Genomic DNA, 19,415 nt, shown 5'->3' with positions numbered 1-19,415 from the left:
CATCATGGCAGGCAGTGTGAACAAGGTCATCCTGGTGGGCAATGTGGGGCGTGACCCCGAGGTGCGGAACACCCAGGACGGGTCGAAAATCGTCCAGTTCAGCCTGGCCACCAGCGAGACCTGGAACGACCGTGCCTCGGGCGAGCGCAAGGAGCGCACCGAATGGCACCGGGTTGTGGTGTTCAACGAGCGCATCGGCGACGTGGTGGAGAAATACGTCCGCAAGGGCAGCCAGGTCTATGTCGAGGGCAGCCTGCAGACGCGCAAATGGACCGACCAGAGCGGCCAGGAAAAATACACCACCGAGGTGGTGATCGGGAAATTCCGCGGCGAACTGACCCTCCTCGGCGGGCGTGGCGGCGAGGGCGCCGGGGCCGGCCCGGGCGAGGGCGGCGGCTATCAGCGCAGTGCGCCGGCGGCGCGGCCGGCGGCGGCGGCGCCCCGCGGCGGCAGCGGTGGCCCGTCCTGGGATGCGCCCAAGGGGGGCGACCTGGACGACGAGATCCCGTTCTAGGGTCCGGTGATTCTGTAATGTAAGGACGTCCCCCGGAACCGGGTGCCGCTCGCCATAAGAACGGGCCCATTTCGGCGGCCATTCACGCGGCGAGCGGTTTACCGATCATATCGGGGCGAACACGCTGGACTTGCCCTTCTGGCCGGGCCAGGTGGCGGGCGCGTGTCGAAAATGTCGGGACGAGGAACGTCCCGACACCGCCTGCGGGCCAAGCCTGAGTACCGCGGCGGCTTGTTTCTATCTCGGAACGGCATCCAGCGTCTCCCGGACTTTCCGGGCCAACGCCGCGAAGGAGTACGGCTTGGTGAGTGTCCGGGCTTGCGCATCCGACGCGTGGCCGTGCATGGCGGCGTTGCTGTAGCCCGTCGTGAACAGGACGGGCAGCTTCGGCCAGCGCTCCGCGGCCTGCTTCGCCAGAGCGAACCCGTCCATGCTTCCAGGCATGACGATGTCGGTGAACAGGAGGGTAATGCCTGGGATCCGGTCCGCCCCGAGTTGTATGAGTGCTTCGTCCGCGTCGGCCACCGCCGTCACGTCATACCCCAGCTCCGCCAGCGCCTCTTCGACATAGTGGCGCACGTCCTCGCTGTCCTCCACGAGCAGGATCGTCTCCCCGCCGCGGGATTTCGGCAGGGAAGCCCGGTCGATGGCCGGCGACGCGGGCAGCGCGTCATTCCCGGCCCCGGGGACGAACCGGGGCAGGTAGATCTTGACGATCGTCCCGTTGGCGACCTCGCTGTAGATGTGGGCGTGGCCGCCGGACTGCTTGACGAACCCGTGGACCATGGCCAGGCCAAGCCCCGTCCCGCGGCCAGGAGGCTTGGTTGTGAAGAACGGCTCGAACACATGTTCCAGCACGTCCTCGGCAATGCCGGCCCCCGTGTCGGTGATGCTGAGCAGGACGTAATCGCCCGGTTGAACGTCGCCCAAGGGGAAGACGTTCGCCTCGTCGAAGGTGACGTTCGCCGTCCCGATCGTCAGCCGCCCGCCGGACGGCATGGCGTCGCGCGCATTGACGACGAGGTTCAGGAGCACCGCCTCCAGTTGGTTGGCGTCGGCGAAGATCGGCCACAGGTCGTCCGCCAGAGCCGTCTCCACCGCCACGGCTCCGCCGAGCGTGTGCCGGATCAGGTCTAGGAAACCCTCGACGAACGCGTTTGGTCGGAGTTCGGTCGGCTCCAGCGCCTGGCGACGCCCGAAGGCGAGCAGGCGCTGGGTCAGTTGCGCCGCACTGCCCGCGGCCCGCCGGGCGTTGTCCATCGGCCGCAGAACGCCGTCCGCCCCACCCGGTGCAGAATCCAACGCCTCCCCCCGGTGCAGACGCCTCCCGGCGATGTCCAGGCTGCCGAGGATGACCTGCAGCAGGTTGTTGAAATCGTGCGCGATGCCGCCCGTGAGCTGGCCGATCGCCTGCATCTTCTGCGCCTGCAGGAACAGCGTCTCTGCCTTGATGCGCCGGCGGGTCTCCTCGATCAGGGCGACGGTGCGCTCGTTCACGCGGTGGTCGAGTTCCGCGTTCGCCTCTAAGTGTCTGACTCGAATCGGCTTCGTATCTCTATTTCCCTGATTCTATGTGGGAAGTGGATCAGGTGCTCGGCTCAAGTCGCGGCGAGGCGACGGGACATCAACTTGACGCTGGCGATGTAGAGCCAGGTCACGGCGCTTTCCGTGGTGGCCTCGAAATCCTTGGCCAGGCGCCGGTTGCGGTTCAGCCACGCGATCGTCCGCTCGACAACCCACCGCCGTGGCAACAAGACGAAGCCCTTGGCTGCGTCGGACCGCTTGATGATCTCGAGGGTCCATGTGCCGATGCTGTCCAGGGCCGTGCGCAGCTTCTCACCCGCGTAGGCAGCATCGGCGAACACATGGCGCAGCCAGGGGAATGAACTGCGGATGCTCTCCAGCAACAGTGGCGCGCCGTCGCGGTCCTGGATGTTTGCCGAATGCACAATCATTGCCACCGGCAGGCCGATGGTGTCGGTGAGGATATGCCGCTTGCGGCCTTTGACCATCTTTTCCGCCGCATAGCCGCGGGGGCCGCCAGCCTCGGTGGTCTTGACCGACTGGCTGTCGATCACGCCCGCAGTCGGGCTGGCTTCGCGGCCGGCCGCCTCGCGAACCTGCATCAGCAGCACGTGGTTGATCGCCTGCCACAGCCCGCTGTCACGCCAAGCGTAGAAGTAGCGCTGCACCGTGGTGAACGGCGGGAAATCCTTGGGCAACAGGCGCCACTGGCAGCCGGACTGGGCGATGTAGAAGAGGGCGTTGATCACCCCTCGCAGGCTGGTTTCGCGAGGCCGTCCGCACCCCGCTGGCGGCGGCAGCAGCGGCGCGATCACCGCCCATTCGGCATCGGTGGTGTCGCTTGCATAGCGCAGCCCGTCGCGCCGATACTTCGGTCGCGTGATGTCGGTCCAGACCATGACGAAGTCCCTCGTGTCTTTGCAAACTCGAGAGAATCGCGGTTGCTGACATCACGCAACCCCAGTGTACCAACCAATCCTCCACCACAAGCGATTGGAATAACTCGCTTTATTGTTGCAATTCCATTCCGGGTCAGCCTCTAAGAGCGCGTCGGCCAGGTTGCGGCGGGTGGTGATGTCGATGTTCACCCCCAGCATGCGTTGCGGACGCCCCTCGGCGTCCGCCATCAGGGAGCCGCGATTGGCGAGCCAGCGGGTGCCGCCCTCCGGCAGGATGACGCGGTATTCGGTGTCGTACGCCTTGCCGGACATCAGCGCTTCCGAGACCGCCGCGTCGGTCCGCTGGCGGTCGTCCGGATGCACCGCCTGCAGCCAGTCCATGTAGTGCATCGGCCGGGATGCCGCGGCCATGGCGTGCAAGCGGAAGTTCTCCGGTGACCAGCGGACGGCGTCGGCGCCGACATCCCATTCCCAGGTGCCGACCTCCGCGGCCTCCTGGGTCAGCCGCAGCCGCTCCTCGCTCCGGGCCAACGCCCGTTCCGCGCGGTGGCGCTCGGTCACGTCGCGGCCTTCGGCAACCAGGAACATCAGGGCGCCGGACGCGTCGCGCACGGGGCAGAGCGAGACGTCGACGCTGGCCACCTTCTCCCGCGGGCCGTTCAGCTCGATGTCGAAGCGGACCGTCTCCCCGCAGGTGGCCCGGGAGATGGCCTCGCGCAGGTGCAGCCTCGCATCGGGCGAGTCGGGCCAGCAGGGCGGGCTGCCGAAGGGCCGCCCTTCGACGGCTTCGGCCGGGCAGTCGATGAACTCCAGGAAGGTCCGGTTCGCCTTGAGCAGCGTGCCGTCCGGCGCGAGCAGCGCGATGAACGTGAATGTGCCGTCGAAGACGGCGCGCAGGCGCGCCTCGCTGGCCCGGACCGCGTCCTCCGCGGCGCGCTGCTCGGTGACGTCCAGCACCACGGCGTGGCAATGCCCGGGCCGGTCGGCGGCGTCGTACTCGATGGCGTAGCGCATCTCGATGCGCCTGATTTCGCCCGTGTCGGGGCGGCGGATCCGGAACTCGACGGAAGCCCCCGGGGCGCGCCGCGCAAGGATGGCCTCCCGTTCGGCGTCGATCCGCGCCATGTCCTCGGGAAGGCGGATGGCGTGCCATTCATCGAAGGACATGACGGCCTGGTCCGGCCGGAAGCCGAGCAGGCACTGGCCGCCCGATGACCAGCGGATGATCCGGGCGGGGATGTCCTGCTCGTAACTGGCGATCCGCCCCGCCTCCTGCGCCAGGCGCAGCAGCCGTTCGTTGGCGGCCAGGGCTTCCGTGCGCCGCCGCTCCGCCTGCTGGGTGAAGCGGTCCCGGGCGGAGTCGATCGCCCGCAGGAGCATATCCGGCGCCAGGAAGCGTTTGGGGAGATATTCCTGCGCCCCCGCGCGCAGGGCGGCGGTAGCCAGCGACCGGTCCTGCGCGCCCGTGAGCACGACGACCGGGACGGGCAGGTCATCAGCGCCGTTTTTCAGGCGCGCCAGAAACTCCAGGCCGTCCATGTCCGGCAGGTAGTAGTCGAGCAGGACGCAATCCGGAGCCTCGGAACGGCAGGCAGCCAGGCCGTCTTCGCCCGTGACGCTCTCCCGGATCCGGAAGTCGATCCCTTCTTTTGCGGCGTCGTGAAGAAGGAATTGGCGTGCTGTGTACAAATCTTCCTGGCAGTCATCCACCAGAAGAATTGTAGCGCGTTTATATGATTCTGATATTTTTGTTGTCCGGATGTTGGAATTTTCCGGCGTAGACACCATGGCTCCGCCAATTCACATGTAAGTAGATCATAAATAGGCCATAACAAACACACGAAGTCAAATGTCATGGAACCAGACTCAAAAAAACTACTGACGCGATCACTGGCAATGATGAATAAATGCACTCTGGCATTTCATCAAGATTTGCCTTGATTTGATGACGGTAGCCTGCCGAACTCCTGCGATCCGCCGTGGTTCCGCGCGTGGGCGGCGCGGGCTGATCGCGTTGCGGCGAGGGGATGGAATGCAACATGAAGCGGGCGCAGCCGACGCGGTCGTGACGGCCGCGAACGTGGACCTGAGCAACTGCGACAGGGAACTCGTCCACATGCCCGGCCTGATCCAGCCGCACGGGGTCATGCTGGTGCTGCGGCCATCGGATCTTGGCCTGCTGCAGGCAAGCGCGAACATGGCCGACCTCTTCGGGATCCCCGTTCCCGACCTGCTGTCACGCGGGCTGCCGGCCCTGCTGGGCGACGAGTTGGCGGCTGCCCTCGGCGCCGCCATCCGCCAGGCGGGCGAGAGGCTGGACCGTGGGCCGGCCCACTTGCTGGAAGTGCCGGCCGCGCCGGGCAGGGACGCCTTCGACGCCATGGCCCACCGCGCCGGCGACGTGCTGATCCTGGAGCTGGAACGCCGCGGCGCCGCGGACCTGCCGATGCTGAACCCCTACGCCGACCTGGCCGACTGCACGGGGCAACTGCAGTCCGCCGCCAGCCTGCAGGGCTTTCTGGAGGCAGCCGTCACGCAGGTACGGGCTTTCACCGGATTTGACCGGGTGATGGCGTACAGCTTCACTGCGGACGGCAGCGGCGCGGTGGTCGCCGAAGCCATCCGGGACGGCCTCAATCCCTATCTCGGCCAGCATTTCCCGGCCAGCGACATCCCCGCGCCGGCCCGGCGCCTGTTCGCGCTCAGCTGGCTGCGGCACCTGCCGAACGTCGATTACACGCCCGTGCCGCTGCTGCCGCCCTCCGACCAGCCGGTGGACATGAGCCGGGCCATCCTGCGCCATGTCTCCGTGATGTATTCCAGCTACCTGAAGAACATGCGCGCCCACGCGACCATGGTAATGCCGCTGATGAAGGACAGCGCGCTGTGGGGCCTGATCTCCTGCATGCATCACGCCGCGCCGCTGCACGTGCCCTGCCGGACGCGTACCGCCGTGGAACTTCTGGCGCACATGGTCTCGTCACTGATGGCCGAGCAGGAGGAACGCGACACCGCCGCCTACCGGGGACGCATGGGGGACGCCATCATCGTGCTCCATCGGCAGATGGAGGATGAGTCGGACCACCGCCGCGGCCTCTGCCGGGGAGACGTGACCTTGCTCGGATGGCTCGACGCGACGGGAGCGGCCCTGGTCACGGAAGGCGGCGTCATGCTGCTCGGGACCACGCCCTCGGAGACGGAGGTGCGCGGGATCGCCGCCTGGCTGGACGAACAGGACGACACGGGGCCGGTCTTCGCGACCGACGGGCTTGCGGAGGCTTATCCGCCCGCCCGGTCGTTCCAGCAGGCCGCGAGCGGCCTGCTGGCGGCGCGGTTGATGCGCAGCAGGCAGGAATTCGTCATGTGGTTCCGCCCCGAACTCGTCCAGACGGTGAGTTGGGCGGGCGACCCGCGCAAGCCGGTGCAGATCGACGTGGTGGACGGCGAGGCGCGCCTGACGCCCCGAACCTCCTTTGATCTCTGGAAGGAGGACGTGAGGGGACGGTCCCGGCCATGGCTGGCCTGCGAGGTGGAAGCCGCCGGCAGCTTGCGCCAGGCCATCGCCGAGGTCGTGCTGCTGCGGCTGAACGAGGAACTGCGGAAGAGCAACACCGAGCTGGACAGCTTCGCCTACGTCGCCTCCCATGACCTCAAGGAGCCCCTGCGCGGGATCCACAATTTCGCGCATTTCCTGGACGAGAGCGCCCACGAGAAGCTGAACGAGGAGGAGCGCGGCCGCATCGAGACGATCCTCCGCCTCACGCGGCGGATGGACGACCTCACCGATGCCCTGCTGCAGTACTCCCGCGTCGGCCGGACCGAGGTCGTGCTGCAGCCCGTCGACCTCGACGCCCTCCTGCGCGCCGTGCTTGAGCAACTGGCGCCGCGGATCGCCGAGGGGGGCGTCGAAATCCGGGTGCCGCGCCCCTTGCCCAAGGCGCTGGGCGACCCTGTCCGGCTAACCGAGGTACTCACCAACCTGATCGTCAACGCGCTCAAATTCACTGAACGTCCCGCGGGCGAGCGCTGGATCGAGATTGGCTGGCGGGAGGAGAACGGACAACGGTTGTTCTGCATCCGCGACAACGGCATCGGCATCGCCCCGCAGCACCTGGAAACGGTGTTCCAGATCTTCCGCAGGCTGCACGGCCGCGACAAATTCGGCGGTGGCACCGGTGCCGGACTGACCATCGCGCGCCGGATGGTGGAGCGGCTTGGTGGACGCCTGTGGGCCGAAAGCGACGGACCCGGCCAGGGGACGAGCTTCCTGTTCACCCTCGCAGGAACGCCTGAAGGGGAGAACCGGCCTTGAGGGCCCACCTGCCCGAGCGCCCGCTTGTCGTCGTCGAGGACAGCGACGAAGACTTCGAGGTCCTGGTCTGGGCGCTGCGCAAGGCCGGGCTGCCCAATCCGGTGCATCGCTGCAAGGAGGCGGATGACATCGCCACGCTGCTGGCCGGCCGTTCCAACTGGCCGGACGCGCTGTGCGGCGCCTATCCGCTGGTGGTCCTGCTCGACCTGAATTTCCCGGGAGCCGACTGGCCGGAGACGCTGCGCTCCCTGCGTGACAGCCCGTGGTGGCGATCCGTTCCGGTGGTGATCGTGTCCACCTCGAGCCATCCGGCGACGGTGTCCACATGCTATGCCATGGGCGCCGCCGGGTATCTGCAGAAAACCCTGGATCCGCTCGCGTTCGCCGCCACGGTACGCCGCTTCGCCGCCTACTGGCTGGAGGCGGTTGTACCGCCACCGCCGCCCGAGCGGGGAAGCCTCGGAGCGCTGCCCGCCATGTCCGTCATTCCGGCCTGCCCCCTTCCCAACAGAGACGCCCAGGATGGCAGCGTGGCCGTGGCTGGCCGATTTCCGGCCGCCACGGCCGCCGCGCGTCAGGGTTCGGCGATCCCCAGCTTCGGGCATCGCGCCTCGATCGCCGCCGCGGCGGCAAGGCAGACATCTTCCCGGAAGCGCCCCGCGACGATCTGCACCCCGGCCGGCATGCCGCCGGCGAGCAGCCCGGTGCACAGGGTCAGCGAGGGCAGGCCGGTCACCGGCAGCGCGATCATCGGCATCTGCGCCGTCCAGACCCGGCGATAATCCTCGGCGCTGCGCAGGTCGAGATCGTCGGGGAAGGGCAGTTCGGCACTCGGCGGCAACAGCACCACCGGGGTCTCGTCCATGAACCGCGCCCAGGCGCGGGCGATGCCCAGGCGCCGGACCAGGGCATCGGAATACTCGGCGATGCCGATGGTTTCGGCGAAGTCGCGCTGGCCTTCCAGGGCGGCGATCGCGCCGGGATCGCCTTCCCGGCGCGCGGTCGCCATCTGGCCGGCCCAGTCATCGCCCATCCACAGCGTGACCTGGATGGGAACGGCCGGGGCGAGCGGCGGCAGCGACTCGACTTCTTCCACGGTCCAGCCTGCATCCCGCAAGGCGGCAGCGGCGGTTTCCAGGGCCATCACCAGTTCGGGCGCCGTCGCCATGCCGTCGGGGCGGTGGCAGACCACGGCCCGGCGCGGCAGGTCCGGCCCGTCGAGCGGCACCGGCACCGACCAGGGATCGCGCGAATCGGGCCGGGCCAGCGCCGCGAGCCCGAGTCGCAGGTCGTCGACGCTGCGCGCGATCGGCCCTGACACCGCCATGATCTGGGGGCCGATGGTGCGGTCCTTCGCCCCGCTGGCGTTGTAAGCGGCGACGCGGCCCAGGCTCGGGCGCAGGCCATGCACGCCGCAGGCATAGGCGGGGTAGCGGATCGATCCGGCGATGTCGGTGCCGTGGGCGATCGTGCCGATGCCGGCGGCGACCGCGGCGGCGGCGCCGCCCGAGGAGCCGCCAGGGGTCAGGGTCGGGTTGCGGGGATTGCGGGTGGCGCCGTGGATGCGGTTGCTGGTGAACCAGCGATAGCTGAAGGCGGGCGTGTTGGTGCGTCCCACCGGCACCGCTCCGGCGGCGAGGAAGGCATCGACCACCGGGTTGTTGGTCTCTGCGATCAGGTCCTTCTGCAGGGTCAGGCCGTTGGTGGTGGCGAAGCCGACCTGGTCGACATTGACCTTGATCGTCACCGGCACCCCGGCGAGCGGGCCGACCGGATTCCCGGCGGCGATCGCCGCGTCGATCGCGCGGGCGCGGGCCAGCACCTCCTCGGGGCGATGCTCGACCACGGCGTTGAGCTTCGGATTGACCGCATCGAGCCGGGCGAGGGTGGCTTCGGCGACCTCGACCGCGGACACCGCGCGCCGGGTGACGAGATCGGCGATGCGGGCGGCGGGAAGACCCCACAGCGGTTCAGAGGCATTCGGCGAAGCAGGGAGAGCAACCACGTTTCGATCTCCGATCGGCGGCATCAGGCGAAGAGGGCGTCGCCCTCGGCGACGGCATCGGCCCAGGCGTGGTAGGGCTCGACGAAGCCTTCGTTGACGCCGCCGCGCCGGCGCACGGCGCCGAGATTGGTGAAATGCGCGGGATGCCCGATCCGCTCGGCGAGCACGGTCGGCCAGCGTTCGCCGAGCGCCGCGACCACATCGGCGGGCAGGCGCGCATCGGCGACGATCGTCGGCGGCGCCGAGCTGTCGATGCGCGGGGCGGCGATCGCCGCGTCGAGCGGCCAGTCGGAATCGGCGATGAAGCTGAGCGCCTGGAACACCGCCGGCAGGATCTTGCGCCCGCCCGAGCCGCCGATCGCCACGACATCGTCGCCAGGGCCGGTCATCACCATCGGGCTGTAATTGGCCAGCGCCTTCTTGTCCGGCGCGATGGAATTGACCCGGCCGGGGCGGGGATCGAACCAGTTGATGCCGTTGTTGAGCAGGATGCCGGTGCGCGGCGACACCATGGCGGAGCCGAAGGCCGAAAGCAGCGTCTGCGTCAGCGCGACGCAGGTGCCGTCACGGTCGACCACGCTCAGATGGGTGGTGCAGCTCGGCAGGGTTCGCTCGGCGCCATCGCCGAGTTTCTCGAAGCGATAGGTCCACGCCTTCGCCATGGCCTCGGCGGCGGCGAGGAAGCTGGCGCGGTCGGGCGCCGAGGCCGTGGGAGTGAAGGCGTGCGCGTACTCGCGCATCATCATGGCGACGGTCACGCCGCCGTTCAGCGCCGGCACGAAATGCAGGCTGTGGCCGCGATAGGGCTCGGTCGCGGCGGGTTCGACCACGGCGGTGAAGGCGGCGAGATCCTCCATCGAAAGCCAGCCGCCGGCGGTGCGCACGTCCTCGGCCAGGGCACGGCCGAGATCGCCGCGATAGAAGGCATCAGGGCCGGCCTCGGCGAGCAGGCGCAGCGTCTCCGCCAGTGCCGGGGTGGGCAGGCGCGCCACCTTGCCGGAGACGGCGGCCGGGGCGGAAGGCGGCAGCCCGCCCGGCAGGAAGCGGTCCCGGCAGGCCGGATCGCGCCGGATCCGGCTCATTTCCTGGGCGATCCACAACATGGTGTGGTGATCGACGATCGGTCCTTCAGCAGCGATCGTTGCCGCCGGCAACACGAGATCGCGCCAGGGCATGCGCCCGAAGCGACGATGCGCCGCGGCGAGCCCGGCGACCAGGCCCGGCACGCCGACCGAGCGGGCGCCGGTGACGTTGCGATCCTCCAGCACGTTCGGCCAGCCGAAGAGATCGCCGTCGCGGCCCTCGACCAGCGGGAATTCCGCCGGATCGAGGCCGCGCGGCGAACGGGCCCCGGCATCGATCGCGATGACGGCACCGTCCGGGCTGCGCACCAGCATCGCGCCGACGCCGCCGATGCCGCTCATCCAGGGTTCCAACACGCCGATGGCGAAGGAAGCGGCGAGCGCGGCATCGACCGCCGTGCCGCCGGCGCGCAGCACCTCGGTGCCGATATGCGCGGCGAGGCGGTTCTGCGCCACCACGATCCCGCCCTCGGAGCGGGTGAGCTTTCGGCGGAACTCGATCGAGCGCGACAGGTTGGGTGAGCGGATATCGACGACGGGCATGGCGGGCACTCGGGCTTGCGGGTCAGGGTCAGGCGACGACCGGATCGATCGGCATGGGCGGGACGCCGCGCGCCTCGATGGCCTCACCGGCGGACAGGCACAGATCCTCGCGGCCGCGCCCGGCGAGAATCTGTACACCCACCGGCCGGGTGCCGACCATGCCGGTTGAGACCGTCAGCGCCGGAATGCCGATGACCGGCGGGCCGGCCATGAAATGCTGGCGCTCCAGCACCCAGCGGAAGCCTTTGCGCTCCGGCAGGTCGATCTCGTCGTCGAACGGCAGTTCGGAGGAATTTGGGATCAGCAGCACCGGATAGGTTTCGAGGAACCGCAGCCATTCGCGCACGATGTCGGCGCGCCGGGTGAGGGCGGCGGAGAAACGGGCGACATCGACCTCGCCGACCATCTCGACGGCGCCGCGCATCGCCTCGATGGCGCCGGGGTCGCCTTCCGCCTCGGCATCGGCGATCTTCTGCGCCGGATAGTCGGCGACCCAGAGCAGCAACTGGATGTCGGTCGCCTCCTTGATCGGCGGCACGTGATCCAGTTCCACCACGGTCCAGCCGGCATCGCGCAGGCGTTGCGCGGCATCCAGCAGCGCCGCTTCCACTTCGGGCACGGTGTCGATGCCATCCGGGTGCAGACACAGCGCGGCGAGCTTCGGGTTGTGGGTGGAGACCGGGGCTTCGAACATCCAGGGATCGCGCATGTCGCGTCCGGTCATCACCTCGAAGCCGAGGCGTACATCGTGCACGGTGCGCGCCAGCGGTCCCTGCACCGACATGAGCTGGAAACCGATGGTGCGGGCCGGACCGCTGGCATTGTAGGTTGGCACCCGGCCGAGGCCGGGCCGCAGCCCATGGATGCCGCAGGCATAGGCCGGGTAGCGCACCGATCCACCGATATCGTTGCCGTGGCCGATGCAGCCGATGCCGGCGAGCACCGCCGCCGCGGCCCCACCCGAGGAGCCCCCTGGCGTCAGCGCCGGATCGCGCGGATTGCGGGTCGGGCCGTAAAGCTGGTTGTTGGTGAACCAGCGCGAGGAAAAGGCGGGGGTGTTGGTGCGGCCCAGGATCACCGCGCCGGATTTGCGGAAATTGTCGACCACCGGATTGTTTTCGGTGGCAATGAGATGGGCCTTGGAGCGCAGGCCGTTGCTGGTGGCGTAGCCCGCCTGGTCGATATTGGTCTTGATGGTGATGGGCACGCCGGCGAGCGGGCCGAGCGGGCGCTTGTCGGCGACCGCCGCGTCGATGGCCGCGGCCTGGGCCAGCGTGTCCTCCGGGTTGTGATCAACGACGGCGTTGATCGCGGGATTGACCGCGGCAAGCCGTGCCAGCGCGTCGCGGGCGACCTCGGTCGCGGAGACCTTGCCGAGACGCACCAGATTGGCGACCTGGGCAGCGGAGAGACGCCAGAGTTCCGACATGGATGTCCTTCTCGTCCGGATGGGGGGCTCAGCGCCGCGTCGTCGCGGCGACCTCGGCGAAACGCGGCCCGCCGGGCAGCATGCGCAATTCGTCCGGAAGGTTTTTCCAGACGCGGTCGGTCGCCAGCATGAACATCGGTCCGGGGGCGACGGCGGTGATGATCCGGCCGGCGATCTGCCGGAAATCGGCGCGGAAATGGATCGTGCTCTTGACCACCAGCACATCCGCCGTGGTCGGCTCGATGCCGACGAAGCGGAACATCGCCTGATCGGCCAACTGCGCCTTATGGCTGGCCACCACCACGCGCACTCCGTCGTGCCGCAGGCAGGCGCTCGGGCCGAGATCCATCTCGCGCGCGCCGTAATAGGGACCGGTGGTCTGGCAGCGGCCGTCCGAAAGCTTTTCCACCACCACGTCGAGTTCGAAGGGCGCATCGCCTTCCACATCGGAACAGCCGCCGAGCGTGAGCCGGATGGTGGCGCCTTCACCGGCCGCATGGGCGGCGGCGGCAGCAGCCGGGTCGACCATCAGCCCGAGTGCCGCGTTGCGCACCTTGGCCGCGACCAGGGCGCGCAACAGGCCGGTGGTGTCGGAATTGCCGCCCGCGCCGGGATTGTCCTGGGCATCGGCGATGACGATCGGCCGGAGTCCTTGCGCGGCCTCGGCCATCGCCTGTCGCACCGCGGCCTCGGCGGAGAGAAGATCGCCCGCGAAGCGGGACTCGGCCGCAAGCACGGCCGCTTCCAGCGCGCTGGCGGCGGCCTCGACGGCGGCGGCATCCGCGCCGCAGGCCCAGACCACCGGGCTGCATTCGGGGAAATCGGCGGCCGGGAAGCCCATGGTGAAGGAAAGCCCGGCGATGCCGGTGTCCGCCTCGATCGCGGCGAGCTTCGCGTACAGCCCCTGCGCCGGTTCGTCGTCGGTGCATTGCCAGCAGATCGGGATCAGGAAGGGGATGCGCCGCGCCGCAACGGCGAAGCGCCGGCCGAGCGCGTGGCGTGCCTCGATCAGGCGCAGCGCGCGCGCGCCGGTCTCGGCCATGTCGACATGCGGGTAGGTGCGGAAGGCGGTCAGCGCATCCGCCGCTTCCAGCATGCGCGCGGTGACGTTGGCGTGCAGGTCGAGGCTCGCCACGATCGGCACCTCGGGGCCGACCACGGCGCGGACGCGGGCGAGGATCTCGCCTTCGCCGTCATCGGCATGCTCGGCCACCATGGCGCCATGCAGGTCAAGATAAACCGCATCGACCGCACCGGCGGCCTGGATGCCGGCGACGATGGCGCCGGCGATGCGCTCATAGGCATCACGGGTGACGTGCGCCGAAGGGCTCGCGGCGGCCCAGCAGGTCGGGACGATCTCATGCCCGGCACGCCGCGCCGCCGCCAGGAAGCCGGCGCCGGGAATGTTGGCGGTCGGAACCAGCGCGTCGAAGATCCCCGGTCCCTGGCACAGCCCCGGCCATCCGCCGCCATGTTCGAAGGCCGCGAAATCGGCCTTGGTCGGGGCGAAGGTGTTGGTCTCGTGTTGAAAGCCGCCGAAGGCGATGCGCATGGCTGCGCTCCTCTGGGATGGGCACGGATGAAGGAAGCGGGTCAGGCCTGGGCCGAGGCGGCCGGACGGAAGTTCTGGAAATCCCAATGCGGGGCGGGGGCGGCACCGATCAGGGCGCGGGTGTAGGGATGGCGGGGCGCGCCGAGGACCTCGGCGGCGCTGCCCTGCTCGACCACCTTGCCGCGCTCCATCACCACCACCGTGTTGCAGATCTGCGCGGCGACCCGGAGGTCATGGGTGATGAAGAGGATGGCGACCCCTGTCTCGCTCCGGATCTTCTCGAAGAGTTGCAGCACCTGGGCCTGCACCGACACGTCCAGGGCGGAGACCGCCTCGTCGGCGACGAGCAGGTCCGGATTCATCACCAGGGCACGGGCGATGGCGATGCGCTGGCGCTGGCCGCCGGAGAACTGGTGCGGGTAGCGCTGCATCACCGCGGCCGGCAGCCCGACCGATTCGAGCGTGCGGGCCGCCGCGGCCAGCGCCTCGGCGCGCGGCGTCCCGTAGTTGAGCAACCCCTCGATCAGCGAATCGCCAATGGTGCGGCGCGGATTCAGTGACCGGTACGGATCCTGGAAGATATACTGGATGCGCCGCCGCACCGGCCGCAGGTCGCGCTCATGGGTGATGTCCTCGCCGCCGAGCAGGACGTTGCCCTCGGTCGGCTGGGCGAGGCGGATGATGCAGCGCGCCACCGTCGACTTGCCGGATCCGGATTCGCCGATGATGCCGGTGATCTCGCCGTGCCGCACGGTGAAGGTGACATCGTTCGCCGCCACCACGACACGATCGGGACGGAAGATCCGCCGTTCCTCGTAGGTCTTGCCGAGGGCCACCACTTCCAGCACCGGCTTGTTCTCCGGCAAGGGCACGCAGCGCGGAATGAGGCTCGGCACCGAGGAGACCAGCAGCCGCGTATATGCCTGCTTCGGCGCGGTCAGGATCTCCGCGCGGCTGCCGACCTCGACCATGTCGCCGCGGTTCATCACCACGATCCGGTCGGCGATCTCGGAGACGACGCCGAAATCATGGGTGATGAAGACGACGGCGGTCTGTTCTTCCTCCTGCAACTCGCGGATCAGCGCGAGGATCTGCTTCTGGGTGGTGACATCAAGGGCGGTGGTCGGCTCGTCGGCGATCAGCAGCCGTGGCCGCAGGATCAGCGCCATGGCGATGACGATGCGCTGGCGCTGGCCGCCGGAGAGCTGGTGTGGATAGGAGGCATGGACGCGCTCGATGTCGGGCAGCCGGACCCGTTCGAGCATGGCGAGCACCCGGCGCCGCCGTTCCGCCGCCGGCAGCTTCGTGTGCAGGCGCAGCACCTCGTCGATCTGGTCGCCGACGCGCTGCACCGGATTGAGCGCGGTCATCGGTTCCTGGAAGACCATGGCAACGCGGGTCGCCCGCAGCTCGCGCCGCCGCGCCGGCGTCGCCGCCACCAGGTTCTCGCCATCGAGCAGGATCTCGCCGCCGCTGGTACGCAGGCTGCCTTCGGGAAGCAGCCCCATGATCGCGAGCGAGGTGACGGACTTGCCCGAACCGGATTCGCCGACGATGCAGACCGTCTCGCCGGCGTGCACGTCGAAGCTGATGTTGCGGACGATGCCCTGGCGGCCCTTCGGCACCGTGTCGACGGTCAGGTTCCTGATCGAGAGCACGACGGTCGGATCCGAAGGGGGCGGCGCGTCGGCCATGGCGGTACCCTTTCCGGGAGCGGAAACCAGTGCGGACATCACAGGCGCTTCGCCATGCGCGGATCGAGGCCGTCGCGCAGCGCGTCGCCGAGCAGGTTCACGCTGAGCACGGTCAGCGACACCATCAGGCCGGGATAAAGAATGAGCTCCGGCTTCAGCAGGAAATAGACCCTGCCATCGGCCATCATGTTGCCCCAGGAGGGCGTTTCCGGCGGGATGCCGGCACCGAGGAAGCTCAGGATCGCCTCGGTCAGGATGGCCGAGGCGAAGATGTAGGTGCCCTGCACCAGCAGCGGCGCCAGGGTGCTCGGCAGCATGTGGTTCCAGACCATGGCCGGCAAGGGCGTGCCGAGACAGATGGCCGCCTCTACATAGGGTTCGTTGCGCACGCCGAGGATGACGCTGCGCACCATGCGGACGACGCGCGGGATCTCGGGGATGGCGATGGCGACGAGCACCGTGGTCAGGGTCGCGCCGGACACCGCCACCAGGGCGATCGCCAGCAGGATGCCCGGAATCGCCATCAACCCGTCCATGATGCGCATGACGATCATGTCGAGCCAGCGGAAATAGCCGGCCAGCACGCCGAACAGCAGGCCGAAGAGGACGCTCACGATCACCGTGCCGACGCCCACCACCAGTGAGACGCGGGCGCCATAGGCGATGCGCGAATAGACATCCCGGCCGAAGCTGTCGGTGCCGAGCCAGTGTTCCGGTGAAATTCCCTTCAGCCGCTGCGCCGGTGCCAGTTGCACCGGATCGACGGTGCCGAGCCAGGGGGCGAGGATGGCGATCAGCACGATCGCCACCAGAACGGCGAGGGACAGCCTGACCGCCCAGGCGGACAGGATGCGCCTGAGTGAAGCGACAAGGCCCGGTCGTTCGGCCGGTGCATCCATCGGCGGCAGCGATGCGTCCACGGCCGCCGGCGCGAAGGGGATTTCTGCTGGTTTCGTCATCTCGTCCCGGGTCCTCTGCGGATCAGTGGCGGATGCGGGGGTCGAACACGCCGTACAGCAGGTCGACACCCAGGTTGATGAGCACGTAGAGGACCGAGAACAGCAGGATCAGCGACTGGATGACCGTGTAGTCGCGGGCCAGGACCGCCTCCAGCACCAGCCGTCCGAGCCCGGGGATGTTGAAGACGGATTCGGTGACGACCACGCCGCCAATCAGCATGGTGATGCTGACACCGATGATGGTGATGATCGGCACGGCGGCGTTGCCAAGGGCATGGTGGACCAGCACGGCGCCTTCCGTCATGCCCTTGGACCGGGCGGTGCGGATGAAGTCCTCGTTCATCACCTCGATCACGTTGGTCCGCACGATGCGGGCGATCAGGGCGATATAGGGGAAGCTCAGCGTCACCGTCGGCAGCACCAGCCGCCGTGCGAACTCCACGAAGCCCGCCGAGAGTGGCTGGTATCCCTGCACCGGCAGCAGGTTCAGCATCCGGGCGAAGACCAGGATCAGCACGTAGCCGATGATGAACACCGGCACCGAGAACCCCACCACCGATCCAGCCATGATCAACCGGTCGAGCGGCTTGCCCTGCTGCCGCGCAGCGACGACCCCGAGCGGGATCGCCACCACGACGGCAAACAGGATCGTCGAGAGACTCAGCGCCAGGGTCGGGCCGAAGCGGTCCAGCACCATATCGGCCACCGGCATGCCGGAAATCAGCGATGTCCCGAGATCGCCGGTGAGCACCTGGTGCAGCCAGATGGCCAGTTGCTGCAGCATGGGCTGGTTGAGGCCCATGGCCTCGCGCAGCGCCTGCAACTGTTCTTCCGTGGCGTTGCTCCCGGCGATCATGACGGCAGGATCGCCGGGGGAAAGGCGCAACAACAGGAAGACGATGACCGTGACGATGAACAGCACCGGGATCGCCGCAAGCAGGCGCCTGGCGATGGTGAGCAGCATCGATCAGCGGCCCGCGGACTTGGACATGGCCCAGAACACCGGTGCCTCGGCATCGACCTGATAGGCCACTTTCTTGCTCAGGGCGGTGACCGAATAGAACTCGCCCATCGGGATCATCACCACGTTGTCGATGACCAGCTTGTGGATTTCCTGGCCGATCTTCGTGGCTTCGGCGGCATCGGCGGTGCGGGCGAGCTTCGCCCGGGCAGCCTCGATCTCCAGCACGTTCGGCCAGCCGAACCAGGCGGAGTCGCCGCCGGCAGCCACGCCGATGAAGCCCAGCGGATCGGCGACATCAGGCAGCACGTTGGTGGTGGAGAAGACGTTCCAGCCGCCTTCGGCCGCCGGCGCCTTGGAGGCACGCCGCGCCACCACGCTCGCCCAGTCCATCGACAACATCTGAACGGTGAAGCCGGCATTGCGCAGTTGCTGGGCGAAGACCGGTCCCATCGGCGCCAGCGTGGCAAGGTCGGTGGCGTGCAGCAGGACGATCGGCTTGCCGTCGTAGCCGGCTTCCTTCAGCAGCGCCTTGGCCTTCGCCGGCTGGGCCTTCACGGTCCGGTCGGCGCCGTAGCTGCTGGCATAGCGGCTGCCGCAGCCGAACACCGCCGGGCAGGTCTCGGCGTATTTGGAGCCACTGCCGACCTGGGCATCGAGCAGCGGCTGCTGGCCGAGCGCGAGCAGGGCGGCCTCGCGGATCTTCGGGTTGTTGAAGGGCGGCTGGGTCCAGTTGAGGCGGGCGAGATTCTGGCTGCCCTGCTTGCGGAAGACCACCGTGGTGAAGCCGGGATTGCCTTCGACCAGAGGCAGCAGATCGTGCGGCACCTGCTCGATCATGTCGATCTCGCCGCCGAGCAGCGCATTCACGGCGGTCATCGGGTCGGGCATGGTGGTCCAGACCACCTTGTCGATCTTGACCACCTTGCCGCCGGCGAGGCCGTCGGCCGGCTCGGGTCGCGGTACATAGGCCGTGTTCTTCACGAAGCTGGCCTGCACGCCGGGCTTGTACTCGGCCGTCACGAACCGAAACGGACCGGATCCGATGGTCGAGGTGATCGCCTGGCTGACCGGTGTCGCGGCGACGGCCTTGGGGAACATGAAGGGGGCGACGCCGCTGGGCTTGCTGAGTGCCATCAGGCCGATCTCGGTGGGAACCGAGAAGGTCATGGTGAAGCTTTTGGCATCCACCGGCTTCATCTCGGTCAGCAGCGAAGCCATGATCTGGCCGAGCTTGTCGACCTTGCTCCAGCGCCCGAGGCTGGCCACGCAGTCCTCGGCCGTGACCGGCGTGCCGTCATGCCAGGCCAGTCCGTCGCGCAGCGTGAAGGTGTAGGTCTTGCCGTCGGGCGAAACCGTCCAGGACGCCATCTGCGGCTTCACGTTGCCCTTGGAGTCCCGCGCCAGCAGGGTGTCGTAGACCAGGTAGCCGTAATTGCGCACGATATAGGCGGTGCTGATCACCGGATCGAGCGCCCGCAACGGGGCGTGCATCACCGCCGTGACGGTGGTCTCGGCTTTCGCCGTGGTGAGGCAGGAGGCCGCCAGCCAGGCGGAAACAAGGCTCGCCGCAAAGACGCGAAGGCGGGATGGCTTCGTGACCATGGAAGTCCTCAAAAGGAGCGGAATCAGTCAGGATCCGGCCCGACGGTTCATGGTTGTCGGCACGCAGCCGTTCGCAATTGGCATGCCAGCCAACGCCATCTTGCAGGTCTGTTGCGTTTTCGTCGCAAATCGTGCCTGCGCGTTCCATCAGGTGAAATCGCAACGGAGTCGCAGAGGTTTTGGCGAATGGGTACGTGGGTCCTGCGCACTGCCGGCGTCGGGATGCATGACAATGGTTGATGCAGAGTCGGTTTATCTTGCGTCATCGTCAGGCATTTTCTGCCCCATGCATGCGCATCAGCCGCAAATTGCAGCGACGACAGTTCCGAGGGCGAA

Annotated in this window: 13 protein-coding genes and 1 pseudogene; 3 read left to right on the top strand and 11 right to left on the bottom strand. The window is 68.3% G+C overall.

All coding sequences use genetic code 11. The features are described from left to right. The first annotated feature begins 4 nt into the window (after positions 1-4). Positions 5-514, top strand: coding sequence for a single-stranded DNA-binding protein (gene ssb, locus NBY65_RS26795; RefSeq protein WP_150043900.1), 510 nt, complete (start codon positions 5-7; stop codon positions 512-514). 237 nt (positions 515-751) lie between these two features. Here ssb and NBY65_RS26790 read toward each other — a convergent pair whose 3' ends face one another. The 3 genes from NBY65_RS26790 to NBY65_RS26780 form a co-directional block, all read right to left on the bottom strand. Further along, the gene (locus NBY65_RS26790) at positions 752-2,011 is read right to left on the bottom strand and encodes an ATP-binding protein (protein WP_150043898.1); all 1,260 of its coding nucleotides are present in this window, start codon (positions 2,009-2,011) and stop codon (positions 752-754) included. A gap of 101 nt (positions 2,012-2,112) precedes the next feature. Beyond that, the gene (locus tag NBY65_RS26785) at positions 2,113-2,937 is read right to left on the bottom strand and encodes an IS5 family transposase (protein ID WP_150045871.1); all 825 of its coding nucleotides are present in this window, start codon (positions 2,935-2,937) and stop codon (positions 2,113-2,115) included. A 51-nt stretch (positions 2,938-2,988) separates the two neighbouring features. Continuing rightward, positions 2,989-4,647 (bottom strand): PAS domain-containing protein, encoded by a 1,659-nt coding sequence (locus tag NBY65_RS26780; RefSeq protein ID WP_250265746.1) that lies wholly within the window; start codon positions 4,645-4,647, stop codon positions 2,989-2,991. A 322-nt stretch (positions 4,648-4,969) separates the two neighbouring features. Here NBY65_RS26780 and NBY65_RS26775 point away from each other — a divergent pair, with 322 nt between their 5' ends. Together NBY65_RS26775 and NBY65_RS26770 are read left to right on the top strand one after the other, a co-directional pair. Beyond that, positions 4,970-7,249 (top strand): ATP-binding protein, encoded by a 2,280-nt coding sequence (locus NBY65_RS26775; RefSeq protein ID WP_150043017.1) that lies wholly within the window; start codon positions 4,970-4,972, stop codon positions 7,247-7,249. After that, positions 7,246-7,623 (top strand): annotated as a pseudogene (locus NBY65_RS26770) (response regulator); the annotation flags it as partial. The gene NBY65_RS26775 and the pseudogene NBY65_RS26770, both read left to right, overlap by 4 nt. Positions 7,624-7,823: 200 nt before the next feature. Here the strand turns inward: NBY65_RS26770 and NBY65_RS26765 are convergent. From NBY65_RS26765 to NBY65_RS26730, 8 genes are read right to left on the bottom strand one after another with little or no spacing between them, the layout of a single operon-like run. Next, positions 7,824-9,254 (bottom strand): amidase family protein, encoded by a 1,431-nt coding sequence (locus NBY65_RS26765; RefSeq protein ID WP_239002940.1) that lies wholly within the window; start codon positions 9,252-9,254, stop codon positions 7,824-7,826. A 23-nt stretch (positions 9,255-9,277) separates the two neighbouring features. Then, positions 9,278-10,879 carry a gamma-glutamyltransferase gene (locus NBY65_RS26760; protein ID WP_150043014.1) on the bottom strand — a complete coding sequence of 534 codons (1,602 nt, stop codon included), beginning with the start codon at positions 10,877-10,879 and terminating at the stop codon, positions 9,278-9,280. 28 nt (positions 10,880-10,907) lie between these two features. Beyond that, positions 10,908-12,308: an amidase family protein gene (locus NBY65_RS26755; RefSeq protein WP_150043013.1), complete on the bottom strand. Its 1,401-nt coding sequence runs from the start codon at positions 12,306-12,308 to the stop codon at positions 10,908-10,910. A 28-nt stretch (positions 12,309-12,336) separates the two neighbouring features. Then, positions 12,337-13,860, bottom strand: coding sequence for a M81 family metallopeptidase (locus NBY65_RS26750; protein WP_150043012.1), 1,524 nt, complete (start codon positions 13,858-13,860; stop codon positions 12,337-12,339). A 41-nt stretch (positions 13,861-13,901) separates the two neighbouring features. Next, positions 13,902-15,554, bottom strand: coding sequence for a dipeptide ABC transporter ATP-binding protein (locus NBY65_RS26745; RefSeq protein ID WP_150043011.1), 1,653 nt, complete (start codon positions 15,552-15,554; stop codon positions 13,902-13,904). A gap of 38 nt (positions 15,555-15,592) precedes the next feature. After that, positions 15,593-16,513, bottom strand: a complete 921-nt coding sequence (locus NBY65_RS26740; RefSeq protein ID WP_239002939.1) for an ABC transporter permease — start codon at positions 16,511-16,513, stop codon at positions 15,593-15,595. Positions 16,514-16,535: 22 nt separating this feature from the next. Then, complete coding sequence (locus NBY65_RS26735; protein ID WP_150043010.1) at positions 16,536-17,477, bottom strand: ABC transporter permease; 942 nt, start codon at positions 17,475-17,477, stop codon at positions 16,536-16,538. 3 nt (positions 17,478-17,480) lie between these two features. Then, a complete protein-coding gene (locus NBY65_RS26730) occupies positions 17,481-19,079 on the bottom strand; it encodes an ABC transporter substrate-binding protein (RefSeq protein ID WP_150043009.1) in 1,599 nt (532 codons plus the stop codon). Between the last annotated feature and the right edge of the window lie 336 nt (positions 19,080-19,415).

Origin of the sequence: Rhodovastum atsumiense, from assembly GCF_937425535.1 — a bacterium.
GTDB lineage: Bacteria > Pseudomonadota > Alphaproteobacteria > Acetobacterales > Acetobacteraceae > Rhodovastum > Rhodovastum atsumiense.
This window is presented reverse-complemented; position numbering and strand designations above follow the sequence as displayed.